The sequence below is a fragment of the Micromonospora sp. DT62 genome (assembly GCF_049847285.1).
In the GTDB taxonomy this organism is placed as follows: domain Bacteria; phylum Actinomycetota; class Actinomycetes; order Mycobacteriales; family Micromonosporaceae; genus Micromonospora; species Micromonospora reichwaldensis.
The window spans coordinates 163389-185942 of the sequence record NZ_JBNCOB010000011.1 but is presented as its reverse complement, the minus strand read 5'-3'; the positions used below and the strand labels follow the sequence as shown (position 1 = coordinate 185942).

General features: G+C 71.0%; 27 protein-coding genes and 2 pseudogenes. 11 read left to right on the top strand and 18 right to left on the bottom strand.

Annotation, left to right across the window (positions count from 1 at the left end):
- Positions 1 to 198: 198 nt before the first annotated feature.
- The 5 genes and pseudogenes from ACPXCB_RS17910 to ACPXCB_RS17890 form a co-directional block, all read right to left on the bottom strand.
- Positions 199 to 459: a hypothetical protein gene (locus ACPXCB_RS17910; RefSeq protein ID WP_425876751.1), complete on the bottom strand. Its 261-nt coding sequence runs from the start codon at positions 457 to 459 to the stop codon at positions 199 to 201.
- A 430-nt stretch (positions 460 to 889) separates the two neighbouring features.
- On the bottom strand, positions 890 to 1417 hold the full coding sequence (locus tag ACPXCB_RS17905; protein ID WP_425876773.1) for an SMI1/KNR4 family protein: 528 nt from the start codon (positions 1415 to 1417) through the stop codon (positions 890 to 892).
- Positions 1418 to 1571: 154 nt separating this feature from the next.
- Entirely contained in the window at positions 1572 to 1763 is a 192-nt protein-coding gene (locus ACPXCB_RS17900; protein WP_425876749.1) for a hypothetical protein, read from the bottom strand.
- 1 nt (position 1764) lies between these two features.
- Positions 1765 to 1950: a helix-turn-helix transcriptional regulator gene (locus tag ACPXCB_RS17895; protein ID WP_425876747.1), complete on the bottom strand. Its 186-nt coding sequence runs from the start codon at positions 1948 to 1950 to the stop codon at positions 1765 to 1767.
- A pseudogene (locus ACPXCB_RS17890) lies at positions 1947 to 2594 on the bottom strand (replication initiator); the annotation flags it as partial. The gene ACPXCB_RS17895 and the pseudogene ACPXCB_RS17890, both read right to left, overlap by 4 nt.
- Positions 2595 to 2647: 53 nt before the next feature.
- Between ACPXCB_RS17890 and ACPXCB_RS17885 the strand changes: the two are divergent.
- Positions 2648 to 3190, top strand: coding sequence for a hypothetical protein (locus tag ACPXCB_RS17885; RefSeq protein ID WP_425876745.1), 543 nt, complete (start codon positions 2648 to 2650; stop codon positions 3188 to 3190).
- A 102-nt stretch (positions 3191 to 3292) separates the two neighbouring features.
- On the opposite strand, the gene ACPXCB_RS17880 is transcribed toward ACPXCB_RS17885, so the two are convergent.
- Positions 3293 to 3613, bottom strand: a complete 321-nt coding sequence (locus ACPXCB_RS17880) for a hypothetical protein (RefSeq protein ID WP_425876744.1) — start codon at positions 3611 to 3613, stop codon at positions 3293 to 3295.
- The gene (locus ACPXCB_RS17875) at positions 3610 to 3867 is read right to left on the bottom strand and encodes a hypothetical protein (protein WP_425876742.1); all 258 of its coding nucleotides are present in this window, start codon (positions 3865 to 3867) and stop codon (positions 3610 to 3612) included. Before ACPXCB_RS17875 ends, ACPXCB_RS17880 begins: the two co-directional genes overlap by 4 nt.
- Positions 3868 to 4018: 151 nt before the next feature.
- Here ACPXCB_RS17875 and ACPXCB_RS17870 point away from each other — a divergent pair.
- Positions 4019 to 4280, top strand: a pseudogene (locus ACPXCB_RS17870) (GntR family transcriptional regulator).
- Between the two features lie 122 nt (positions 4281 to 4402).
- Here the strand turns inward: ACPXCB_RS17870 and ACPXCB_RS17865 are convergent.
- On the bottom strand, positions 4403 to 4903 hold the full coding sequence (locus ACPXCB_RS17865; RefSeq protein ID WP_425876740.1) for a DUF1877 family protein: 501 nt from the start codon (positions 4901 to 4903) through the stop codon (positions 4403 to 4405).
- Between the two features lie 543 nt (positions 4904 to 5446).
- Between ACPXCB_RS17865 and ACPXCB_RS17860 the strand changes: the two genes are divergently transcribed.
- Together ACPXCB_RS17860 and ACPXCB_RS17855 are read left to right on the top strand one after the other, a co-directional pair.
- A complete protein-coding gene (locus ACPXCB_RS17860) occupies positions 5447 to 5722 on the top strand; it encodes a type II toxin-antitoxin system Phd/YefM family antitoxin (protein WP_425876738.1) in 276 nt (91 codons plus the stop codon).
- On the top strand, positions 5719 to 5976 hold the full coding sequence (locus tag ACPXCB_RS17855) for a Txe/YoeB family addiction module toxin (RefSeq protein ID WP_425876736.1): 258 nt from the start codon (positions 5719 to 5721) through the stop codon (positions 5974 to 5976). The genes ACPXCB_RS17860 and ACPXCB_RS17855 overlap by 4 nt, the downstream gene beginning before the upstream one ends.
- Before the next feature lie 15 nt (positions 5977 to 5991).
- On the opposite strand, the gene ACPXCB_RS17850 is transcribed toward ACPXCB_RS17855, so the two are convergent.
- Together ACPXCB_RS17850 and ACPXCB_RS17845 are read right to left on the bottom strand one after the other, a co-directional pair.
- Complete coding sequence (locus ACPXCB_RS17850) at positions 5992 to 6159, bottom strand: hypothetical protein (protein ID WP_425876734.1); 168 nt, start codon at positions 6157 to 6159, stop codon at positions 5992 to 5994.
- A gap of 81 nt (positions 6160 to 6240) precedes the next feature.
- The gene (locus tag ACPXCB_RS17845) at positions 6241 to 6456 is read right to left on the bottom strand and encodes a hypothetical protein (protein WP_425876732.1); all 216 of its coding nucleotides are present in this window, start codon (positions 6454 to 6456) and stop codon (positions 6241 to 6243) included.
- Positions 6457 to 6908: 452 nt separating this feature from the next.
- Here ACPXCB_RS17845 and argS point away from each other — a divergent pair, with 452 nt between their 5' ends.
- On the top strand, positions 6909 to 8627 hold the full coding sequence (gene argS / locus ACPXCB_RS17840) for an arginine--tRNA ligase (protein WP_425876730.1): 1719 nt from the start codon (positions 6909 to 6911) through the stop codon (positions 8625 to 8627).
- A gap of 42 nt (positions 8628 to 8669) precedes the next feature.
- Here argS and ACPXCB_RS17835 read toward each other — a convergent pair whose 3' ends face one another.
- Positions 8670 to 9653, bottom strand: a complete 984-nt coding sequence (locus ACPXCB_RS17835) for an NAD(P)-dependent alcohol dehydrogenase (RefSeq protein WP_425876728.1) — start codon at positions 9651 to 9653, stop codon at positions 8670 to 8672.
- A gap of 104 nt (positions 9654 to 9757) precedes the next feature.
- Between ACPXCB_RS17835 and ACPXCB_RS17830 the strand changes: the two genes are divergently transcribed.
- Positions 9758 to 10477 carry a TetR/AcrR family transcriptional regulator gene (locus ACPXCB_RS17830; protein WP_425876726.1) on the top strand — a complete coding sequence of 240 codons (720 nt, stop codon included), beginning with the start codon at positions 9758 to 9760 and terminating at the stop codon, positions 10475 to 10477.
- 102 nt (positions 10478 to 10579) lie between these two features.
- On the opposite strand, the gene ACPXCB_RS17825 is transcribed toward ACPXCB_RS17830, so the two are convergent.
- From ACPXCB_RS17825 to ACPXCB_RS17810, 4 genes are all read right to left on the bottom strand, one after another.
- Complete coding sequence (locus tag ACPXCB_RS17825; RefSeq protein ID WP_425876725.1) at positions 10580 to 11257, bottom strand: hypothetical protein; 678 nt, start codon at positions 11255 to 11257, stop codon at positions 10580 to 10582.
- Between the two features lie 153 nt (positions 11258 to 11410).
- Entirely contained in the window at positions 11411 to 11797 is a 387-nt protein-coding gene (locus ACPXCB_RS17820) for a MerR family transcriptional regulator (protein ID WP_425876723.1), read from the bottom strand.
- Positions 11798 to 11949: 152 nt separating this feature from the next.
- Positions 11950 to 13449 carry a SulP family inorganic anion transporter gene (locus ACPXCB_RS17815; RefSeq protein WP_425876721.1) on the bottom strand — a complete coding sequence of 500 codons (1500 nt, stop codon included), beginning with the start codon at positions 13447 to 13449 and terminating at the stop codon, positions 11950 to 11952.
- A gap of 180 nt (positions 13450 to 13629) precedes the next feature.
- On the bottom strand, positions 13630 to 14496 hold the full coding sequence (locus ACPXCB_RS17810) for an SDR family oxidoreductase (protein WP_425876719.1): 867 nt from the start codon (positions 14494 to 14496) through the stop codon (positions 13630 to 13632).
- A gap of 118 nt (positions 14497 to 14614) precedes the next feature.
- Here ACPXCB_RS17810 and ACPXCB_RS17805 point away from each other — a divergent pair, with 118 nt between their 5' ends.
- Both ACPXCB_RS17805 and ACPXCB_RS17800 read left to right on the top strand, forming a co-directional pair.
- Positions 14615 to 15232: a TetR/AcrR family transcriptional regulator gene (locus ACPXCB_RS17805; RefSeq protein WP_425876717.1), complete on the top strand. Its 618-nt coding sequence runs from the start codon at positions 14615 to 14617 to the stop codon at positions 15230 to 15232.
- 113 nt (positions 15233 to 15345) lie between these two features.
- Positions 15346 to 15852 carry a hypothetical protein gene (locus ACPXCB_RS17800; protein WP_425876715.1) on the top strand — a complete coding sequence of 169 codons (507 nt, stop codon included), beginning with the start codon at positions 15346 to 15348 and terminating at the stop codon, positions 15850 to 15852.
- Here ACPXCB_RS17800 and ACPXCB_RS17795 read toward each other — a convergent pair.
- Complete coding sequence (locus ACPXCB_RS17795; protein WP_425876713.1) at positions 15796 to 16287, bottom strand: GNAT family N-acetyltransferase; 492 nt, start codon at positions 16285 to 16287, stop codon at positions 15796 to 15798. The genes ACPXCB_RS17800 and ACPXCB_RS17795 overlap by 57 nt on opposite strands.
- Positions 16288 to 16319: 32 nt before the next feature.
- On the bottom strand, positions 16320 to 18635 hold the full coding sequence (locus ACPXCB_RS17790; protein WP_425876771.1) for a glycoside hydrolase family 65 protein: 2316 nt from the start codon (positions 18633 to 18635) through the stop codon (positions 16320 to 16322).
- 262 nt (positions 18636 to 18897) lie between these two features.
- On the opposite strand from ACPXCB_RS17790, the gene ACPXCB_RS17785 reads away from it, so the two are divergent.
- Positions 18898 to 19536: a phosphatase PAP2 family protein gene (locus ACPXCB_RS17785; RefSeq protein ID WP_425876711.1), complete on the top strand. Its 639-nt coding sequence runs from the start codon at positions 18898 to 18900 to the stop codon at positions 19534 to 19536.
- 98 nt (positions 19537 to 19634) lie between these two features.
- Here the strand turns inward: ACPXCB_RS17785 and ACPXCB_RS17780 are convergent, their stop codons facing one another.
- Positions 19635 to 20387, bottom strand: a complete 753-nt coding sequence (locus ACPXCB_RS17780) for a prepilin peptidase (protein WP_425876769.1) — start codon at positions 20385 to 20387, stop codon at positions 19635 to 19637.
- A 601-nt stretch (positions 20388 to 20988) separates the two neighbouring features.
- On the opposite strand from ACPXCB_RS17780, the gene ACPXCB_RS17775 reads away from it, so the two are divergent.
- Both ACPXCB_RS17775 and ACPXCB_RS17770 read left to right on the top strand, forming a co-directional pair.
- Complete coding sequence (locus tag ACPXCB_RS17775; RefSeq protein WP_425876709.1) at positions 20989 to 21555, top strand: hypothetical protein; 567 nt, start codon at positions 20989 to 20991, stop codon at positions 21553 to 21555.
- A 32-nt stretch (positions 21556 to 21587) separates the two neighbouring features.
- Entirely contained in the window at positions 21588 to 22538 is a 951-nt protein-coding gene (locus ACPXCB_RS17770) for a hypothetical protein (protein ID WP_425876707.1), read from the top strand.
- Positions 22539 to 22554 lie beyond the last annotated feature (16 nt).

The window sequence follows — 22554 nt, the reverse complement described above, 5'->3', positions numbered from 1 at the left end:
CCCGACCCCGATCGCCGCATAGCATCAGACCGGATCCCGCGATGGCCGTCTCTTACACCACCAGCGCGGACGTGACCGACAGCCGCGCGCCCACACGCAGCCGTGCCAGCCACGTGCCAGTAGCCGGTGGCCCAGGCGGTCAGCAGCGGGCGAGATCGGGCACCACGGCGCCGCCGCTGACCAGGCGTTCCGGACAACTCACGTCAGCCGGGAGCGATCTTCCAAAATGCGGTTGCCGAAAGACGGTTGCACGCGTGTCGACTCGTCAGCGGCCCGGGAGAAAATTGTCCAGTGACGATCGTCGAGCCGCCGCAGGTAGTTACAGAGAAGGCCGTCTTGCAGCTCCTGCACTTGGCCTTCCTGGAGATCCGGTTCCACACGGCTCCCGTGGACGACGAGTCGCTGGAGACCTTGCTGAAGCGGCGTGAGCAGATCAACGAACTTGCCGACCTCTGCCATGGGCTACCCGGCTGTATCGCCCCGGAGCGACGGCATCTGCTGGGCGACAACTTGAGGTACCTGTGGCGTACCTCCTCTGTCCGGAAGCAGCGATGGATACGTTCTCACTGGGATCATCTTGGCTACGACCACCGATGGCTCACGGATGCGGAGGCACCTCGTCGGGCGGACGCAGCAGTCGAAGACGCCGGACCGGGGGCCGTGCAGAGTACGTGCAATGATCTCGACTCGTCCGGCAGATAACCGACGCGGACGTCCAGGTCAAGGACATGTTCACCAACCTGCCGCAGTCGCCTTCCTGAACCGTGTGCCGCAGGCGAGCACCAGCGAAGCAGCCAGGCTGGCGGCCAACGGCGGTTGCAGGCGTAGGTAAGCAAGGGGCCAGGGCCACGCCGACCAGCAGACCGCGATCGACTCGTGATGAGAAAAGTCAGTCGTCCACGTCATACTCGGATTCGTCGACGAGGCCTGCCACGAAGGTCTCGAAGTCGGGGGCGAGAACCGTGATCTGGTAGTTCCGCTCCTGGTCGACGTGTACGACAGCCGGTTCACCGGGCGCGCGGTAGTCGAGGGCGACCATGTCGTGACCCGCCGACGGGCAGTCGACGATGTAGATGCCGATGTCGGGGTAGCCCCATTCCGCCACCCAGAACGCGCTGCCGAACTCGCCGCAGAGGCTGAACCGAGCAGTTCGGCCGATCGCTGCCAGCGTATACACGCCAACGTGGTCCTCAGCCCAGGAGGTTCGATTGGGTGCAGGGTGGGCGTCACGGGCGAGCGAGCCGCCGTTGTGTCGGCGGGCCAGGTCGGCGTACGCGGTGGGCAGCTGGTGTCCAAGCTGCGCTTCCACCGCCCGCAGAACCTCGTCGGTGAGCGGCTCCTCCAGCGGGCCGGATCCGTCGAAGACAGTTGCGGGATCGAGCACGGGTCGACGGTAGTCGGCTGGCGTCAGGTCCAGGAGCGCCGGTAGCCCTGCTGCTGTCGACAGCAACGATGACAGCAACAGAGCCAGACGGGTAGGGCCGGGGACGGAAAGCGGTGGATCAGTGCCCGACGTCAGAGACGTGCGCGGACGCGCACGGACAGAGCGCGCAGAACTTGTAAGCGAGGCATCAGACAGCGAGGCAGCAAGAAGGCAGCGAGAGCGTCGACGCGGTCTTGCGCTCGAACAGCTTCTCTCGGGACTCACCAGCCGCGTCGGCGTAGCGCACTCGCCAGCGCTTGCCCCTGCCGTGCCGCTTGGAGGGGAGCCGCTTCTTGTCGGGTCCGCGTTTGGTCAGGTACCACAGGTCATCGATGGGCATGTCAGGCCGCCTTCTTGTGGAACCAGGCCCGCACGTCGGCGGGGTCGTATCGGAGGTGGCGGCCGACGCGGGACGCGCGGGGGCCGATTCGGCGGTGGCGCCATTGGTAGAGGGTGTCGACGGGGATGCCGAGGAACGCCGACACCTCGGCAACGCTCCACAGCCGTTCGGTGGTGGGGGTGGTCATCGGGGTTCCTTTCTGGCTTGCTGTCGTGCCGCTCGAATGCGGTCACCGATCGCGGTGGCGAGTTCGAGTTGCTCGGGCGAGTCGTAGCCGATGCCGAGGATCTGCCAGTCGTTGACGACCAGGACGCACGTCGTGGAGTAGATCCGCGACTTGGTGAGGAAGTGACCTCGGAAGCCGAGCATGTGCGCCCAGTGACGCAGTTTGGGATCGGCGTACTGGTCGAGTCCGCCGAGGTCCCACGCGGTTTGGATCATTACGCGGTGGTGAGCGGAGACCCGTAGCCGGTCGATGTGTATCTGTGAGCGGATACGACGGTCGCCGGTCTCCGTGGCGCCGGTGCCCTTGGTGGCGTACTTGGCGATGTAGCCGGCAAGCCGGGTGTCGGTGACCGCCTGGTCCCCGTCGTCGTCTGCGTCGTCGGTGTCGAGGTCTGTGGCGGTGATGTCCTTGACGTCGACCTGTGCGCCCCAGCCGAGGAGCAGCGTGGTCCCGTCAGGTCTTGCGGTGTCCAGCTCGACGGAGGAAGCCGCGGAATGCACCGCGTCAGCCGACACGTCAGCGGTGAGCCACACCGGGGGCGACGAGTCCGGCCCGGACGGGCCATCGGCACGGATGACGGCGTGGAAGTGGACCAGGCCGCGCCGCCCCAGTAATGGCTAAGATCCGTGGTAAGCGTCGGAACTCGGAGGAGTTATTTATGGGTCCCTTACGTCCGGCGATCGCAGAGCGTCGAAGCAAGTACCTGATCGTTGTATGCATGGCGGCTGGAGTCATCGCAGTCGTCTTTGCGGCGATCGCAGACTTCCGAGGCATAACCGCGAACAAGACCAGTGTCCCGGTTGCCGGGCTCGTTACGGCCTTCGTGGCGGTGTGCGGTGTGGCTCTCGCCGTCCTGATTCGGCTACTTTCCGGGGTCGCCGCTTCGTTCGACAAGTGGATCCGCCGGTCGTCAGTCGGTGCCCTTCTGCTGACACCAGCAGCACTGGCACTGACACGAACCTTTCTCGCTGACGGCTGGGAGTTTAGCGACTGCGGAACCCTACTTGCCCCATACCGTCCAGCCACTCCTAACTATGATGCCTTCCGGCGGGCATGCGACGCGGCGGCTGCCGAACGGCTCAATCACGTCCTGATTTGGGCCGCCATCGGCTGCGTGATGACTGGCGGATACGGCCTCTGGCTCCGTTACCAACGCAACGCGGTCCGCAGGCAAAAGTTCTCAGCCATGACAGCAGCATGAATGAGCATGACTGAGTGTCTAGTCCCACCTGATGCTTGACGGATCCGTCCCAGGACATGGTTGACGTTCGGTCTAGAACTTTGTCCTGAGGAGGGCGGGCGTTCAGAGATCAATGTGCTGTTCGGCGGCGGTCGGGTCATCTGGCTCGCCGAAGCGGAGGGTGGCGTGTGCTGGCTTGGCCGGGAAGGCTCGCAGCTGCGGTTCCATCGCGGTGAAGAGTCGGGTGGCGTCCAGGCCGTAGGCGTAGAGGACGGCTTCGCCGCCGCCGAACTCGTGGCCGTCGAAATCACCGGCGTCGGCGGCCTCGATAGCTTCGGTGAGGTGTTTGGCGAGGTCGTAGACGGCCTGCCGTTCCTGTTCCTCGCCGAAGCCACTGCCCGTCAGGGGGTATCGGACGATGACGGCATGTTCAGGTGCGCTCATGCAGTGCTCCTTCTGGCTGATGTCAAGCCGTCGGTAGTGCCGGTGACGGCGGCCTTACGAGGTCGGCTGACCTTGATGTTGCGCACCGGCTGGTCGGTGATGCGGCGGATGGTGCGGGTGCCGTCGTCGCAGTGGATGGCCAGGTCGGTGTCGGTGACGTCGATGGTGACGGTCTTGTGGGCGTGGACGCGGCCGAGGGCGATCTTCTGACCGGCGACCATGACGACGCCGCTGTTGGAGGCCCGCCGCTGCACTCGGACTGGTTCGGTGGTCGGTTGTGGTGGTGGGCCGGCGGGGCGGGCGCTGCGTAGCCGGGCCACCTGCGCGTGTATCAATACTGGTCTCCATACGTCTAGGTACGTAGAAGGTTGAGGGCGATCATGTGGAGACTTCTAGCGTCGAGCTATGGAGATCGACCCGGAGGCCCGCATTGACCATGGGGCGCCGCTGCCCGCCGTACCGGCAACTGGCCGGCATCCTTGCCGCCCGGATCGAGCGTGGCGACTGGCAGCCCAACCGGGCGATCCCGTCCGAGTCTCAGTTGGTGCAGGAGTACGGCCTCGCGCGAGCGACCGTACGGCGAGCGATCGCGGTACTGGTGGACCAGGGCGTGTTGTTCGTGGTGCCGCAGCGAGGGACCTTCGTGAAGCCGACGAGCGAGGCGTGACTGATCGCCCTGTCGCCCTGGGCGTCAACCGTCAGCACCGGTCCGGCCGGATGTAGTCGCCAAGCCGGAGCATTGACTGCCAGAGCCTCCGTGCCGCTGCGCGGTGGGGCAAGTAACCGCCGTCAGGCAGCCCAGAACACCGTGCATTGATTGTTTCGGGCAGCGGCGTCGAAAAACTCGACGAGGGCCCGGTAGTGCGCGGCCAGGTGTTCAGTGATCCACGGCAGGATATCGCTGACGTACCGTGACTGTTTCCTATTCAAGGGGCCGCGGTACTCGGCCGTCAGTGCCGCACGCACGTGGGGCGCCAGCACGTCGAACGGCGTCGACATGAGGTGGACAGCGGCCTGCGCGACTTGTTCAGGTGTGAGCGAACGCGAGTCCCCGTCCTGGCCCCAGGCCGTTCGTTCGTCGGGGAAGAATGATCCGACGGTAATCGGGTTAATCGGAAGATGTGCCGCGTCAATGAGGAAAGCGAGTCTGCTCCAGGTTCGATCCAGATCCAGCCGGCAGCCCGGTTCGTCGAAATCCGCAAGTTGCGAATACGCGTCGACTGAGGGCATCGTTCGGAATTCTTCCAACTGCTCCGGGCTTAGCCGCGCAAAGTCACCCAAGACGCTCATAATGAATTTCCTATCGTACCAACCGGCAGTGTCGGGTCAGGTGATCAAGCCTATGTCCACCGACGAGAGCGAACAGCTCAGGGACCACATCCAGGGGCTAGGCGATGAAGGGCGCACCGGCGAGCGTGCCGGATCGGCGGTGTATCCGATCCGGCCGCGCCGATGAACGCGCTGAGGGTGGTGACATGTCTGGTCTGCCGAACTGCACGCATGTCCGGGGCTGGACTCTGCGCCCCGGCACGAGCAGCAGTAGCGCCTGGAAGATAGTCCTCGATGTATCTACAAGATCATCGGGCACAGATCCGGCACAACTGAGGCCGAAAAGCCGTGTAAAACGTCGAGAAGCGCTGAGGACTCCAGCCCTGGTCAGGGGCCAAGTCCCCGGCGGCCCACTCCTCCGCAGGTCACCGACCCCTTCGTGGGGCCGCTTGCGCCGTGATCTTGGCTTGCACAGCAGGACCCGTGGATTCACCGCCAGGTCGCCAGGGACGAGACACAGACCCATCCGAGGTACAGTTTTCTGTACTTACCCCGGAGGTGGTCATGCGGACCGTGAACTTCACCCAGCTACGGCAGAACCTGGCCGCCGAACTCGACCGCGTCATCAACGACGCCGAGGAAGTGGTGGTGACCCGGTCGGGCCACGAACCGGTGGTCATCGTGCCGCTCGCCGAGTACGAGGCGATGAAGGAAACCGAGTACCTCCTTCGCAACCCGGCCAACGCCGCAGCCCTGCGCCGCTCCATCGCGGAGCTTGAGCAGGGCGACGCGGCCGAGCGGGACCTGATCGACCCGGCCACGGTGCGAGACGTCGCGTGAGGCTGGTCTTCACCGCGACGGCCTGGAACCAGTACCTCAGCCACACCGACCGAAAGCTGGTCAAGCGCATCAACGATCTCATCGCAGACGTGATGCGCAACGGATACGAGGGCATCGGCAAGCCGGAACCCCTGCGGGGAGAGCTGTCCAGCTTCTGGTCCCGCCGAATCGATCGCGAACACCGGCTGGTCTATCGGATCACCAAGGACGACGTCGAGATCATCGCCTGCCGATACCACTACAGCGACCGGTAACGGACCGGGCTGGAATCAGGAGCGTCCGGCGCGGGCGCGGTACGCCTTGGTGGTGTTGGCGAACTGGGCGCATCGGTCGAGGTGCCGGTACAGCGCCACGAGGGCCCGGTTGATCGCCGCCTCCAGATGGGTCGGGTGCAGCGGGACGGCCTTCGCGGTCGCGGTGCAGGCCAACCGGTCCACCGTCCTTCTTATCCACTCACTTTGGGCCGGACCTGGTCCTCATCGCCGCCGTCATCTGGGTCTGCCAATCAAGGACATGCCTTACCCGCCCCAGACACCACCGACCCCACCGGCGCCGCTGCCGGGGCTACCGTCACTCGGGTTGCGGTGTTCATCAAGGCGCCTGCGGGCTTCAGTCGACGCCTGCCGGTTACGAACCTGGCCGTCGATGTCGAGTGAGGCCTTCTGGGAACGGCGCCACAGCCAGACCGCTGCAACGACCACCAACGCGATGATGAGAATCATGAACCAACGCATGTCGACCTCCGTCTATCGAGCGACCATAGGCCCAATTGACAGTCCGTAGGCCTGTCGCTGCCCTCAGTATGCGCAGGTCCGGTCAAGCGGACGGCTTGTGACCGCTCTCCGCGACGAGGCTCGCGCTGGGTTGGACGTACGGCTGTCGACAGCAACGACCCTGAACGGCGACGGGCGAACGAGCCCATGCAGAGACGCCACCTCAAGCGCGCAACCGTGCACAGACGTGGTGATCGGTTAGGCTGCTGCCATGACCAGCTCGCCCGCGTACCCGATGACGTCCCCCGACGTCCAGGTCGGCGCGCTGCGACGCCGGCGGTCCTGCGACCGCCTGCGCTGAGTCTTCTTCTCCTGCGACCGGCGGATCGAGCCGCCGGTCATCGTCGATCGTCCTCGGTCCGCATCCCCATCCGGTGATCCGCGCGGCGGATCCGAGCGAGATCGGCGTACCCATGGACCTTGAGAAACTGCTGGCCGACCGGCTGGCGCCGGCGTTCGCGACGGTGGCCGGCGGGCCGGTGGATCCGGTCGTGCGGCGCTCCCAGCGCGCGGACTTCCAGTCCGACGCGGCGCTGGCGCTGGCCCGGCGGCTCGGCCGGCCGCCGCGCGCGATCGCCGCCGAGGTGCTGGACCTCGCGGAGCTGGCGAATCTGTGCAGCGCGGCGGAGGTCTCCGGGCCGGGCTTCCTCAACCTGACGGTCGCCGACGAAGCCCTGGGCGGGCTGGTTTCCGCGCTGGCCACCGACCCGCGGCTCGGGGTGCCGCTGGCCGTCGAACCGGAGACGGTGGTGGTCGACTACTCGGCGCCGAACGTGGCAAAGGAGATGCACGTCGGGCACCTGCGGTCGACGGTGATCGGCGACGCGGCGGCCCGGCTGCTGGAGTGGCTGGGGCACCGGGTGCTGCGGGCCAACCACCTGGGTGACTGGGGCACGCCGTTCGGCATGCTGATCGAGCACCTGGTCGACCTGGGCGGGGCCGAGGCGGCCCGCGAGCTGTCCATGGGTGACCTGGACTCGTTCTACAAGGCGGCCCGGGTCGCGTTCGACGTGGATGAGGCGTTCCGGGAGCGGTCCCGGCGGCGGGTGGTGGCCCTGCAGAGCGGCGATCCGGCGACGCTGCGGCTGTGGCGGTTGCTGGTGGAGCAGTCCGAGCGGTACTTCATGACCGTCTACGACCTGCTCGACGTGACCCTCACCGAGCGGGACTTCCACGGTGAGAGCAGCTACAACGACCTGCTCGGACCGGTGGCCGAGGAGCTGGACCGCCTGGGGTTGCTGCGGGAGAGCGAGGGTGCGGCCTGCGTGTTTCCGCCCGGCTCGGTGGGCCGGGACGGCGAGCCACTGCCGCTGATCGTCCGCAAGTCCGACGGCGGGTACGGCTATCCGGCAACCGACCTGGCGGCGATCCGGCACCGGACCGGCACGCTGGCCGCGACCCGGTTGCTCTACGTGGTCGGCCTGCCGCAGCGGCGGCACTTCGAGATGGTGTACGCCGCCGCCACGCAGGCCGGCTGGCTGGCCCCGCCGGCCCGGGCCGAGCACGTCGGGTTCGGCTCGATCCTGGGGCCGGACGGGCGGATGCTGCGCAGCCGGGCCGGCGGCTCGGTGAAGCTGGTCGGGCTGCTGGAGGAGGCGATCGTCCGAGCCACGGCGCTGGCCCGGGAGCGGAACCCGGACCTGGGCGGGGCGGAGGCGGCCGAGGTGGGCCGGGCGGTCGGCATCGGCGCGATCAAGTACGCCGACCTGTCCAGCGACCGGCACAAGGACTACGTGCTCGACTGGGAGCGGATGCTGTCGCTGGACGGCAACACCGCGCCCTATCTCCAGTACGCGTACTCGCGGATCCGGTCGATCTTCCGGCGGGCCGGGTTGGTGGCCCGGCCGGAGGCGGCGATCTCGCTGGCCGATCCGGCCGAACGGGCGCTCGCCTTCGAACTGGTCGGCTTCGGGACGGTGGTCGGCGAGGTGGCGGACAGCCTGGAGTTCCACCACCTGACCGGATACCTGTACCGGCTGGCCGTCGCGTTCAGCGCGTTCTATGAGCGCTGCCCGGTGCTGCGCGCCGACGGGCCGGTCCGGGAGAGCCGGCTGGTGCTCTGCGACGTGACCGCCCGGGTGCTCCGGCAGGGGCTGTACCTGCTCGGCATCAGGACTCCCGAACGCATGTGATCGATACTTGGTGGCGATCGACGCCGGTAACGACACCGCAGGTCACAGGGTGATGACCACCTTCGCCCGCGCGTGTTCACCTTCGAGGTACCGGATGGCCTGGGGCACCTCGCGCAGCGGGTAGGTGCGGTCGATGACCGGGGTGAGGCGGCCGGCCTCGGCGTGGGCGCGGAGCGTGTCGAGGTGTTGCCGGCTGGGCGCCGTGGTGAGGGTGACGATGCGCTGGCGGACGAGAGGCGCCAGCAGCCGTCCGCGCGCGAGGAGCCAGACCGGCCCGACGAGGCTGCCGCCGCCGTACACGCCGCCGCCGGAAAGCACCAGCGTCCCGGTGGGGGTCAGCGCCCGCCGGAGCGCGGTGAGTGAGCGGTTGCCGACCAGGTCGAACACGACGTCGTGGCGGCGGTCGCCGCGGGTGAAGTCGTCGCGGGTGTAGTCGACGACGTGGTCCGCGCCGAGGGAGCGGACCAGGTCGACGTTGCGGGTGCTGCACACTGCGGTCACGGTCGCGCCGAGCGCCTTGGCCAGTTGGACGGCCAGGGTGCCGACGCCGCCGGAGGCGCCGTTGACGAGGACGTGGTGGCCGGGCTCGACCCGCCCGACGTCGCGCAGCCCCATGAGCGCGGTGACACCGGCCAGCGGCAGGGCGGCCGCCTGCTGCGGGGTCAGGTTCGCCGGCTTCGGCGCGACCAGGGTCGCGGGCACGCACACGTACTCGGCGAACGCGCCGTTGGCGTCGCCGAGGTCGCCGAAGACGGCGTCACCCGGGCGCACCTGTCGAACGTGGCTGCCGACGGCCTCGACCCGGCCGGCGAAGTCGCGGCCGCGGATGCGCGCGCGGGGCCGCGTCCGGCCCATCGCCAACCGCGCCATCCGCGGGTCGCCACGCATGGCATGCCAGTCGTACGCGTTGAGCGCGGCCGCCTCGACCCGCACGAGCACCTCGTCGGCGGCGGGCACCGGCACGTCGACGTCCTCGAGCGTGAGCGTCTCCGGCGGGCCGTACCGGTCCTGGACTATCGCCTTCATCGTTCGCCTCCCACTAGGTGTACGCCGTACACCAAGGTAGGTGTACGGCGTACACCAGTCAAGGCGGTTAAGGTTTCAACCGCCGCCAGAAGACGAGGATCGAGATGGCTGAGCAGGCTGAGACGCTGCGCCGTGCGCCGCTGAGCAGGGACCGGATCCTGCACGCCGCCGTCGCCCTCGCCGACGAGGCCGGAATCGAGTCCCTCAGCATGCGCAACCTCGCCCAGGACCTGGGCGTCGTGCCGATGGCCCTCTACAAGCACGTGGCCAACAAGGACGAACTGCTCGACGGCATGATCGACGTCGTCGTCGGCGAGATCGACCCGCCGGCGCCCGACGCCGACTGGAAGCACGCGGTCCGCAGCCGCATCCTCTCGGCGCGGCAGGTGCTGCGGCGCCACGCCTGGGCACCGCTCGCGATCGAGTCGCGGAACATGGCGACGCCGGCCGTCCTCGCGTACCTCGACTCGGTGGTCGGGACCCTCCGGGCCGGCGGGTTCTCCGCCGACCTCGCCCACCACGTGATGCACGCGATGGGCAGCCGGATCCTGGGCTTCAGCCAGGAGCTGTTCGACGCCTCCCGGCGCGCCGGCCGCTTCGGCACGGCCAGCTCAGAACCACCCCAGGCCTTCCCGCCGGAGGTCGCGGCCCGGTTCCCGCACCTCGCGGAGATCTCCACGGCCGCGCCCCACGACGACGCGTCGGTCGTGGGACAGGGCTGCGACGACCAGTTCGAGTTCGAGTTCGCGCTGGACCTGCTGCTAGACGGCATCGAACGGCTGCGACAGCAGGACTGGACGTCGTCGCGATCGGTCACCCGATGACCACGCCGTAGCTCGACCTCACCCTCCCCCTCGACCAGGCCGCCGAGGGGTACCGGGTGGGCCGTTCCGCGCCGGAACGGCCCACCGTGTGGGGCTGACCGCTCAGGGGGTGTACGGCGCGTCCGTGTAGCCGATCTCGACGAGCCGGCTGCCGCTGAGTTCGTAGACGGCCGTACGCCGCACGGCGACCTCCGCCGAGGACGCGTCCTCGGGGCGGGTCAGGTAGACCACCGTAGCCCGGCGCGACGTGATCGAGACCGACTCGACGGGCGTACGATCGCCGATGTCGACCATGGTGACGTAGACGGGCTTACCGTCGATGTTGCCGTACATCACGATCTGCCAGAACTTGCCGGTCCCGCCGCCGTCCATCAGGACCGGCACCACCGCGTCGGCCGCGTCGTCGCCGGTCAGGTCGCCGATGGCGCACGGCTGTTGCATGTGGACGACCGTGCCGTCCTCGCCGGACCACATGCCGTCGACCAGCGGGATCGGGTCCGGGTAGCCGTTGTACCGCTCGGATCCGTTACCGAGCACGGCGGTCTTGAGCTGCGCGCAGGTGAGCGCCTTGAGCGTGGCGGGCGCTCCTGACGTGTCGGGTACGGCCGAGGGCGCCGGGTCGTCCGGGTGCGCTGTCTCGTCGTCCACGCTGACGGTGCTGCCTGTCGGCTGCGCCGAGGCGGCCGGGTCCAGGTCGTCCGCCGGCGTGTTGATCGTGACGCATCCGCTCAGCGCCGCCACCAGGGCGAGCGCCGCGACGGGCAGCAGGGTCCTACGCATTGATCTTCCCTCTCCTTGTGTGGCCCGGAGCGTAGTGCGCCCCCGCCACGACCGATGGCGGACGGTCCCCAGTGGAGCGGAGAGGGCCACCGGGAACGAGAAGCGCGGAAGCCGCCCCCGCCACTCCCGCCGCCGCCAGGGGCGACAACCAGCTCAGGTGGACGGACCGCCGTGCTGGTCGAGCCGGTCGCGGAGCGTGCCGGCGAAGCCCTCGGCCGTGGCGAGCTGGTCGCGCAGCGCGCTGACGCGTGCAGTGGCGGCGGTGTGGAACATGCCGAGCCGGTCGAGCAGGGCGGCCCGGTCGGCGCCCTCGGCCGTGTCGAGGGCGCCGAGGACGCCGAGCAGGTCGCGCATCTCGTCGAGGGTGAAGCCGAGCGGCTTCATCCGCTTGACCACGGCGAGCCGGTCGAGGTCGGGCGCGGTGTAGAGGCGGAAGCCCCCGTCGCTACGGGCCGACGGGACGATCAGGCCGACGTCCTCGTAGTGCCGGATGGTGCGAATGCTCAGCCCGACCCGCTCGGCAACCTCGCCGATCTGCATCAGCCGCCCTCCGACCGGGCCGGACGCCGAAGCCGGGCCGGGGCCGGACGCCGAAGCCGGGCCGGGGGCGGGTGCCGAAGCCGGGCCGGGGGCGGACTCGGCAGCCGGGCCGGGGGCGGGTGCCGGCCCGGCCGTACGGTGGTCGGGGGCCATCAGTGGCCGACGCCGAGCCGGCCGGCGAGGGTGCCGTGGATGTCCGCGCTGGGGCGGTTCAGCTCGACGATCTCCACGGTCTTGCCGCGGGCGGCGTATTTGGTGGTGACGGCGTCGAGTGCGGCCACGGAGGAGGCGTCCCAGACGTGGGCGTGCGTCATGTCGATGACCACGCTGTCGGGGTCGTTGGCGTAGTCGAACTGCCCGACCAGGTCGTTGCTGGAGGCGAAGAACAGCTCGCCGTGCACCGAGTAGATCCGGGTCGTCCCCTCGGGGTCGAGGACGCTGGTCACCTCCACCAGGTGGGCGACCCGCCGGGCGAAGACGACCATCGCGGTGAGCACGCCGGCGACGACGCCGACGGCGAGGTTGTGGGTGGCCAGCGTGGTGACGACGGTGGTCACCATGACGATCGTCTCGCCGTACGGCATCCGCCTGAGCGTGGCCGGGGCGACCGAGTGCCAGTCGAACGTCGACACCGCGACGATGACCATCACGGCCACCAGGGCGGCCATCGGGATCACCGCGACCACGTCGCCGAGCGCGACCACCAGGATCAGCAGGAAGACGCCGGCCAGGAAGGTCGACAGCCGCGTACGGGCGCCGGACGCCTTCACGTTGATCATCGTCTGACCGATCATCGCGCAGCCGCCCATGCCGCCGAAGAACCCGGTGACGATGTTCGCCACGCCCTGCCCCCACGACTCCCGGGTCTTGCTGGAGGGGGTGTCGGTGATGTCGTCGACCAGCTTCGCGGTCATCAACGACTCCATCAGCCCGACCAGCGCGATGCCCAGGGCGTACGGGGCGATCAGGGTCAGGGTGTCCATGGTCCAGGGGACCTGCGGCAGGCCGAGCGTGGGCAGGCTGTCCGGCAACGCCCCCTCGTCGCCCACGGTCGGCACCGTCGCGTGGGTGGTCACCGTGACCACGGTCAGCACCACGATGGCGACCAGCGGCGCCGGGACGGCCCGGGTGAGTCGGGGCAGCCCCACCATGATCGCCAGCGCGACCGCCGCGAGCGGGTACACCAGCCACGGCACCCCGATCAGGTGCGGCACCTGGGCGACGAAGATCAGGATGGCCAGGGCGTTGACGAAGCCGACCATCACGCTTCGCGGGATGAACCGCATCAGCTTCGCCACCCCGAGCACCGCCAGCAGGATCTGGATCGCGCCGCCGAGGATCACCGCCGCGACGAGGTGGTCGAGGCCGTGCTCCTTGGCGAGGGGCGCCACGACCAGGGCGACCGCCCCGGTGGCGGCGGAGATCATCGCCGGCCGCCCGCCGCAGATCGCGATGGTCACCGCCATCGTGAACGAGGCGAAGAGGCCCACCCGGGGATCGACCCCGGCCAGGATCGAGAAGGAGATCGCCTCCGGGATCAACGCCAGGGCGACGACCAGGCCGGCGAGAACCTCGGTGCGGAACACCCTCGGCGACAGCCAGGACGGGCGGGGCAGGCGCGGGCGGGAGGCCAGGGACGGCACAGAGGACATGAGGCCATTTCCACTCGGAGGGAGGCGCGACGACCCGACGGACCCTACTCTTCCGTGACGGAAGAGTTGCCAATCGCGTGGCGACTGTCACCGCGGCGTCCGACGTCCGGGCACAACGTGCCGCGTCGCGCCGCCGTCAGGTGTCCCCCGCCGGGCCGTCCGGGTGGCCGGGGGGCCCAGTCAGGCCGGCTCGGTGCCCGGGGCCGGGACCGCCTGCTCGGCGGCGCGGCTCACCTCTTCCCAGCCGGCCCAGACGTCCATGCGTCGCTTCGAGATGTCGAAGGCGAGGTCGTAGACCATGCTGCCCAGCAGCAGCCGCAGCGGCGGGTCGTCGCTGGCGACGAGCTTCATCAGCGCCTCGGCGGCCAGCCGGGGTTCGCTGTCGATCGACCCTTCCGCCCACTGCCGCGCCAATTCCTCCCGCAGCGGGTCGTAGGCGGGGTTCGGGGCGGCCGCCGTGCTGCTGGTGTAGAGGTCGGTCCAGTAGCCGCCCGGCTGGACGATGGTGACCTTGACGCCGAACCCGGCGGCCTCGGCGGCGAACGCCTCGCTCATGCCCTCCAGCGCGAACTTGCTCGCGCTGTAGAGCCCCGTGCTGGGGAAGCCACCGAGGGCGCCGATGCTGGAGACCTGCACGACGTGCCCGCCGCCCTGGGCGCGCAGGTGCGGCAGGACGGCCTGGCTGACCCAGAGCGCGCCGAAGAAGTTGAGGTCCAGTTGGGCGCGTGCCTCGGCCTCGGTGAACTCCTCGACCATGCCCATGTAGAGCGCCCCGGCGTTGTTCACGACGACGTCGAGCCGGCCGAAGTGCCGTACCGCCTCGTCGACGACGTCGAGGACCGCCGCGCGGTCCGTGACGTCGAGGCGCAGCGCCAGCAGGCGGTCGGGGTGTCGGGCGGCGAGGTCGTCGAGCGGCGAGACGTCCCGGGCCGCGCCGACGACCCGGTCGCCGGCGGCGAGCGCGGCCTCGGTGAAGGCGCGGCCGAGGCCACGGCTGGCCCCGGTGACGAACCAGACCCGCGGTGCGGCGGTGGCTGAGGCTTCCATGGGACTCCCTCCCTGACGAGACGGACCGTCTCGTCTTGTTGACGAGAGTGACCCTACCCGACCGGGCCCCGCTGTCAAGACGGACCGTCTCGTCTCATCCTCTTGCTAGATTGGGCCCGTGCCCACGCAGAAGGTCGCCCCCGACTCCAGCCGTCGCAGCGAGACCGCACGCCGCGCCATCCTCGCCGCCGCCTTCGACCTCGTCGGCGACGTGGGCTACGCGAAGCTCAGCATCGAGGGCATCGCCGCCGCCGCCGGCGTCGGCAAGCAGACGATCTACCGCTGGTGGCCCTCGAAGGGCGCCCTGCTGTTCGACGCCTTCCTCGCGCTCACGACCGACGGCGGGCAGGACGGCCAGGGCGGCGCCCTGCCGGACACCGGCGACCTGGCCGCCGACCTGAAGCTGGTCCTGCGGGCCGTCGTCGACGAGCTGAACGACCCGCGCTACGACCTGCCCATGCGCGCCCTGCACACCGAGATCGTCCACGACCCCGCCCTGGCCGCCGACTACGCGGAGCGGCTGGACGGGCCCATGCGGGAGCTGAAGAAGGAACGCCTGCGCGCCGCCCGGCGTGCGGGGCAGCTCGCCGAGGACGTCGACCTCGACGTGGCCGTCGACCTGCTCTTCGGGCCGCTCCTCAACCGGTGGCTCCAGCGCACCGGCCCGCTGACGCACGGGTACGCCGACCAGGTGGTGGACACGGCGCTGCGCGGCCTGCGGCCCCACCACCCGTAGGCCCTACGGCGGATCCCGCGGCACCGGGCGGACAACACCCGACCCCCGGTCGTCGTTGATCCGGTCGTACCCGCCCACCGGGTGCGGGCACCGACCGTCGAGGAGGCACGCCGATGACCAGTCAGCGCGAGACCGTGGAGGTCGACCCGGTCCTGTTCCGTGCCGTCTACGACTCGCCCGCCTCGCTGCCCGGCAGGCACCGGTGGACGACCCCGGAGTCGGACGTACGGCGGATCGAGAAGCTGCTCGGCATGCCGCTGCGCAGCATCGGCGCGCCGCTCTGGGTCAGCGGCGACGAGCCGGACTGCCCGAAGTGCGGCCGCCGGGTGAACTGGTACGACATCGTCTCCTCCGCCCTCTCCGGCGTACACGACCGGATGATGATCGCGACGGTCATCCTCGGCGACCGCAGGTACGTCAACACCGAGGTCCCGGACGCGATCGCCGGGGTGCGCTGCACCGACTGCCGCACCGCGATCGAGGGGCTGCGCAGCTTCAAGTGCCACAACTGGGCGTACGCCTTCGAGGCGCTGGAGACCGTCCGGCAGCGGATGTCGGGCGCGTCAGTCGTCGGCCGTCAGCCCGCGGGCGAACCGCAGCCCGGGACGCCCGTCGAGTGACACCTCGCCCACCGGCGTGAACCCGGTACGCCGGAGCACCGCGAGCGAGCCCGCGTTGTCCAGCGTGGTCCCGGCGGTCAGCCGGCGCAGCCCGTACGCCCGGCGGGCCAGTGCCACGACGCGGCGGACGCCGTCGGTCGCCACCCCGCGCCCGGCGGCCCGCTCGGCCACCCGGTAGCCCAGCTCGGCCTCGCCGTCGGCGACGTCGACCAGGTTGAACCGGCCCAGCACCGTCCCGTCCGGCTCCACGAGGACGTGGAAGTGGCAGATGCCGCTCTCCTGCTCGGTGAGCAGGCCCGCGTGCCGCGCGGCGAAGTCGGCGAAGTACGCGTCGCCCCGGTCCGGCACCGACCGCGCGAACCACTCCCGGTTCTGCCGCTCGAAGCGCAGCAACGCGTCGGCGTGGTGGGCGGCGAGCCGCTGAAGATCGGACACCGCGCCACCCTATCGAGCTGCGCCCGTACGCCTCAGTGGTCGCCGGCCGAGCGGCGGGTGGGGCGGCGGCCGGGCGGGGAGGGCGGCTCCGGCCCCGGGTCGGGCACCTCGGGCATCGGCCGGGTGACCGGCCCGGCTCCGGTGACCCGGAGCGGCTCGCCGTGGTGCCACACCTCGACGCAGGTCTCCGGGTCGGCGTCCGGCAGTTCGTAGCGAGCCTCGTCGGAGGTGAGGGTGACCCGCAGCCGGTGGCCGTGCCAGCGCAGGTGGAACGCGAGCCGGTCGATCGCCGCCGGCAGCCGGGGGTCGAAGGAGAGCACCCCACGGTCGTCGCGCAGCCCGCCGAAGCCCTGCACCAGGGCCAGCCACGCGCCGCCCAGCGACGCCAGGTGCAGCCCGTCGCCGGTCTTGTCGCCGAGGTCCGCCAGGTCCTGGAGCACCGACTCGGCGAACAGGTCGTACGCCAGGTCGAGGTGCCCGACCTCGGCGGCGAGCACGGCCTGCGGGGCGGCCGACAGCGACGAGTCCCGGACGGTCCGCGCCTCGTAGTAGGCGAAGTTGCTGGCCTTCTCGTCGGCCGTGAACTCCCCCGGGCAACGCTGCATGGCGAGCACCAGGTCGGCCTGCTTGACCACCTGTCTGCGGTACAGCTCCAGGTAGGGGAAGTGCAGCAGCAGCGGATAGTCGTCCTCGGAGGTGTCCGCGAAGTCCCACTCCGGCTGCTCGGTGAAGCCGGCCGACTGCTGGTGCACCCCCCGCTTGCGGTCGTACGGGACGAAGACCGCGTCGGCCGCGGCGCGCCAGGCCGACACCTCGGCCGGCTCGACCCCGAGCCGGGCCGCCGCCTCGGGGTGCCGCTCGGCGGCGTCGGCGGCCCCGCGCAGGTTGCGCCGGGCCATCAGGTTGGTGAAGACGTTGTCGTTGACCAGGGCGCTGTACTCGTCGGGGCCGGTCACGCCGTGCAGGTGGAAGGTGCCGGTGTCGGACCAGTGGCCGAAGCCGTGCCAGAGCCGGGCCGTCTCGACCAGCAGTTCCAGCCCGGGCCCGGCGAGGAACTCCTCGTCGCCCGTGGCGGCGGCGTAGCGCAGCACCGCGTCGGCGATGTCGGCGTTGAGGTGCAGCCCGGCCGTGCCGGCCGGCCAGTAGCCGGAGCACTCCCGCCCGCCGAGGGTCCGCCACGGGAAGGTCGCCCCGGTCAGCCGCAGCTCCGCCGCGCGCTCGCGGGCCTCCGGCAGGTGGGCGTGCCGCCAGCGCAGCGCCGAGCGGGCCAGCGGCGGGTCGAGGTAGGTCAGCACGGGCAGGACGTAGCCCTCCGTGTCCCAGAGCACGTGCCCGTCGTAGCCGTTGCCGGTCAGGCCCTTGGCGGGAATGGTCCGGTCGCCGTCCGCCCGGGCCGCCTGGAGCAGGTGGAACACCGAGAAGCGGATGGCCTGCTGGAGTTCGGCGTCGCCGTCGAGCTGCACGTCGGCGGTCTGCCAGGCGGCGTCCAGCGCCGCGCGCTGGCCGGCCAGCAGGGCCTCGAAGCCCTCCGCGCGGGCCGCGTCGGCCTCCGCGACGACCAGGCGGGCCAGCTCCTCCGGGGGCAGGCCGTCCACCGGGGTGCACTCGTACGCGGCGAACTTGGTCAGTCGCAGCCGCTCGCCGGCGCGCAGCGTCCCGGACAGCGTGAGGCGTAGCCGGTCGGGGGTGCAGTCGACGCCGGGGGCGAAGCCGTCCGGGGCGTGCACGTCGTGCGCGACGGCGACGGCGACCCGCTGGCCGCTGTGCCCGGTGCGGTGGACGAGGACGCCGTCGTGCCCGTCGGAGTGCCGGTACTCGGCGGTCAGCGGGTCGGTGATCACGGAGGCGGCGCGGGGGTCGTCGGCGCGCTCCGGCACCCGCTCGTTGGCGAGCAGGTCGGCGCAGACCCGCACCTCGACCGTGCCGTCCAACGGCTCGACGGACCACCGGACGGCGGCCACCGGACGGCGGGGCAGGGAGACCAGCCGGACGCTGCGGACGCGTACGCCGTGCCCGGCCGGCGAGATCCACTCGGTGTGCCGCTCGATCACCCCGGCGCGCAGGTCGAGCACCCGCTCGTGGGTACGCAGGGTGCCGGTGCGCACGTCCAGCGGTTCGCCGTCGACCCAGAGGCGGATCAGGGCGGCGTTCGGCGCGCTGATCACCGTGTCGCTGAACTGCGGGAAGGCGTACCCGTCCTCGGGGTAGTCGAGCTCGCGCCGCTCGTGGAAGCCGTTGAGGTAGGTGCCGGGCATGCCGTAGGGCGTGCCCTCGTCCAGGGTGCCGCGCCAGCCGACCCAGCCGTTGCCCAACGCGAAGATCGACTCGGTCTCGGCGAGGCGGTCCATGTCCGCCTGCGTACGCCGGATCCGCCAGGCCTCGTCGCCCCCTGTGACCTGCCCGGTCGGCGGCCGATCGGTGATGGGGGTTTCGTGCACAGCGCCTCCAGGGAAGTCCGACGTACCGGGTCAATCGAAACAGATGGGGCTGAGAGGTCGCTGAGACGAAAGTCGGGGTCACCACCCGACCAATGCACACTGCGCCCGACTTCCAGGTATTCCAGGGTTGTCTGGGTGCTAAACGAGGTATGAACGATCCGTGAGGTGAATCATGATTGATGCGGACACGCCGGATGTTCCGAAGATCAGTGTCGAGTGGTACCAGGACATCGTCGACTTCGCCGCCGACACCCCGCAACCGGTGCAGTGGTTCGCCGAGCACTTCACCGAGGGCGCGATCCTGCTGCTCGGCGCGCTGTGGCTGATCGCGGCCGTGTCCCGGCTCGGGGGCGGGCCGCGCGACCGCGCGTACGCCCTGGTGTCGCCGGCGCCCGTGGTGCTCGCGTACGGGTGCAGCGAGTTGCTGAAGACGGTGGTGGACCAGGAACGCCCCTGCCGGGCGATCGCCACCGAACTCGCCATCATCGCCGGCGAGTGCCCGCCGACGGGCGACTGGTCGTTCCCCAGCAACCACTCCACGATCGCGGGCGGCCTGGCGGTGGCGACGCTGCTGCTGTCCCGCCGGGTCGGACTGGTGGCGCTGCCGCTGGCGGCGCTGGCCGCGTTCTCCCGCACCTTCGTCGGCGTGCACTACCCGCACGACGTGGTCGCCGGTGTCCTGCTCGGCGCCCTGTTCGCCGCGCTGCTCACCCCGTTGTTCGCCCGCCCCGCCGCCGGGCTGCTGCACCGCCGCACCCGCCGGGCCGAGCGCCCCGTCCGCGATCCGGCCACCCCGACGTCCCGCCGCTGACCGCTCATGGGACGCGGAACCGGCCCGGGCCGACGGCCTGCGTGGACGGGAGGCCGCCCGGCCAGGGGAGGAGCGCGGGCGGCCTGCGCCCGGACGGATCAGAGCAGGAAGAGGGCGGCGAGGGCGCCGAGGACGAGGAACGGGCCGAAGGGGAGGTGGCTGCGCCAGCCGACGCGGCGGGCGGCCAGCAGCGCGACGCCGACCGCCCCGGAGAGCAGCAGGGCGAGCACCAGCCCGGCCACCGGCACGGCCCAGCCGTACCAGCCCAGCAGCGCGCCGACGCCGAGCGCCAGCTTGGCGTCGCCGAGGCCGAAGCCGCGCCGGCCGAGCAGCAGCGTGGTGGTGGCGAAGAAGAGCGCCAGCGCGACGCCGGCCACGGTGGCGCGCAGCCAGGGCGCCGGGCCGGCCCCGGCGAGGGCGGCCAGCCCCAGCAGCAGCCAGGTCCCGGCCGCGGCGGGCCAGGTGAGCCGGTCCGGCAGCCGGCACACGGCCGCGTCGACGAGGACCAGCGGGATCGCCCAGCCCAGCCACCAGGCCGTGGCGACCAGCACGGTGGCGGGCGGCCCGAGCAGCACCAGCGCCCCGACGGCCGCCGCGAGGGCGAGTTCCACCGTGCCGGGCGGCGGGCCGACGCGCGCCCCGCACCGCCCGCACCGCGCCGTCGGGCCCAGCGCCGGCCAGGGCTGGGCCAGCCCGACCGGGGCGCCGCACGCGTCGCACCCGGTCCGGGTCGCCACCCCCGGCGGTACGGCGTGCCGGATCACGGCGAGCCGGAGCGCCGGGGCGAGCGCGAGTACGGCCAGCAGCCGCGCCCCGCGCGCGGCGACCTTCGGTGCGGTCGGCTCCGCCACCGCCGGCGGCCCGGTCAGCGCCACGACCGCCCCCGGAGGCCGGCACCGGCGGCGACCACGCAGGGTAGCGCCATGGACAACTTCCGGTAACGGGCGAAACGGCCCGCACCCCTCCCCCGCAATGCGCGGTACCGGGCGCGGAAATGGCGCATCCGAATAGGCGGGAATCCCACCGTGGCGAAATAGCGACGCGTCGGCGCGGGGGACGGATCGGACCAGACACCACGTCCGGGACGCGCACCGGCCGCCTCGACGACGCCTCGCCCACCGCGCGCGCTTCCCACGCCAGCGCCCCACCGATCCCCGCCGCCTGACCCGCCCGTACCGGCCCCGACCACCCGCCGCCACCACCTGTCATCACTCACAGTGTTCAAAGGAATTGCCTCTGTTGCATCGGCGAGCGTCAGCCTATGCTCGCCCCTTGGGTGTGGTGCAACCCACAGCGAAAAGACAGGACAACGCGGGACAACGCTTTTGTAGAGATCCGTAACGGCAAATGCGTCGGCGCTTTACGACAGGTCCGGACGACCCCATCCGGTCGCGCCGCCGCATGCCCGGATGCCGCCACACCGGCCCCGGGTCGCCACCGAGGAGGCACGACGTGCGCGGACGGCGGTTCAGCCGATGGGCAACCTGCCTGCTCGCCATCGCGACGCTCGGCGCGGCCCCGGCGTGCGGTGCCGAGCCCGGACCGACCCCCCGGGCGGCGACCGCCGGGGACGCTCCCACCCCCACCCACCGTGCTGCCGACGAGCAGGCGGCGAGGAAGGCGGCGCTTGCCGCGTACGCCGGCTATCTCGCCGCCTCCCGCGAGGCGAGCGGGCGCGGCGACCCCCACGACCCGGAGCTGTCCCGGTTCCTCGCCGACCCGCTGCTGACCCGGGTCCGGCTGACCATCCGCAAGGCGAAGGAGCACGGCGCGATGCGTACCGGCACGTTGGTCTCCGACCCGACCGTGACCTCGGTGAGCCTGGATTCGAGCCCGCCCACCGTGGAGATCCAGGACTGCCTGGACGCCACCGGCTACCGGCTGGTCTACGCCAGGGACAAGCGGGTCGTGCCCGGCACCGGCGGAACGCGGCACCTGGCCACCGCCACCGCCACCCGCTACCCGGACGGCCGCTGGCTGATCAGCGCCGGCGCCGCCCACGAGGACCTGCCGTGCTGACGCGGGCGGGACGGGACGCCGGGGCGGCTCGCGTGCGTACCGCCGACGGTGGCGGCCGGAATGGGACGGCCCGCCGGTCGCTCGCGGGCGCCGGCCTGGCCCTGCTGCTGGCGCTCGGGGCGGCCGTGCCCGCGATCGCCGCGGGACGCGCGGACCCCGGCGCGGAGTGCCCGCCGGGGCAGAGCGACTGCAGCGTCTGGGACGACGATCCCGGCACCCCGGGCGGCCCCGGCGACGGTGGGGACGACGGCGGGGGCGGCGACTCGGGCGGCGGGGGCGGCGGCGGCAAGTGCCAGTGGAACGGCCGCACCGTCAAGTGCTACGACAGCGTGCTCGGCTGGTTCAACAACGGCGACGGCTGCTACTACAAGCTCGCCGAACCCCAACCCGAGGCTCCCGAGGGCCAGCAGTGGTACGTGCGCACCTGCAACGGCGGCGACCTCGGCTCCCAGACCACGGTCCTGCGCGACGCCCCGCCGCCCGGCTTCGGCGCGCCGCCCGACCCGGAGGAACTCGCCCGGCGGGCGCTGGCCAAGATCACCATCGCGGCGCCCCGGATCGCGGTCGCCCCCCGCCGCAGCAACGGTCCCGGCCTGGTCGGGCTGCCGGTCTGGATGTGGGGCCGCAACGACGACCCGAAGTACTTCGGGCCGATCCAGCGGGCCTCGGAGCACGAGCGGGGCCTGACCGTACAGATCACGGCGACGTTCGACCGGATCGTCTGGAACATGGGCAACCGCCGCAAGGTCACCTGCTCCGACGCGGGCACGAAGTACGAGGCCGACGGCCCGCTCGCCGGCCGCCCCTCCCCCGACTGCGGCTACGACAGCGGCTACCCGAAGGCCGGCGACTACCGGGTGCGGGCCACGACCTACTGGACGGTGACCTGGGAGGGCGGCGGCCAGAGCGGCGTCATCCCGGTCAACCGGACCACGGGAACGGTCCCGGTCCGAATCAACGAACTACAGGTAGTGGCCCAGTGAGCGCGAGGAGTGAGCC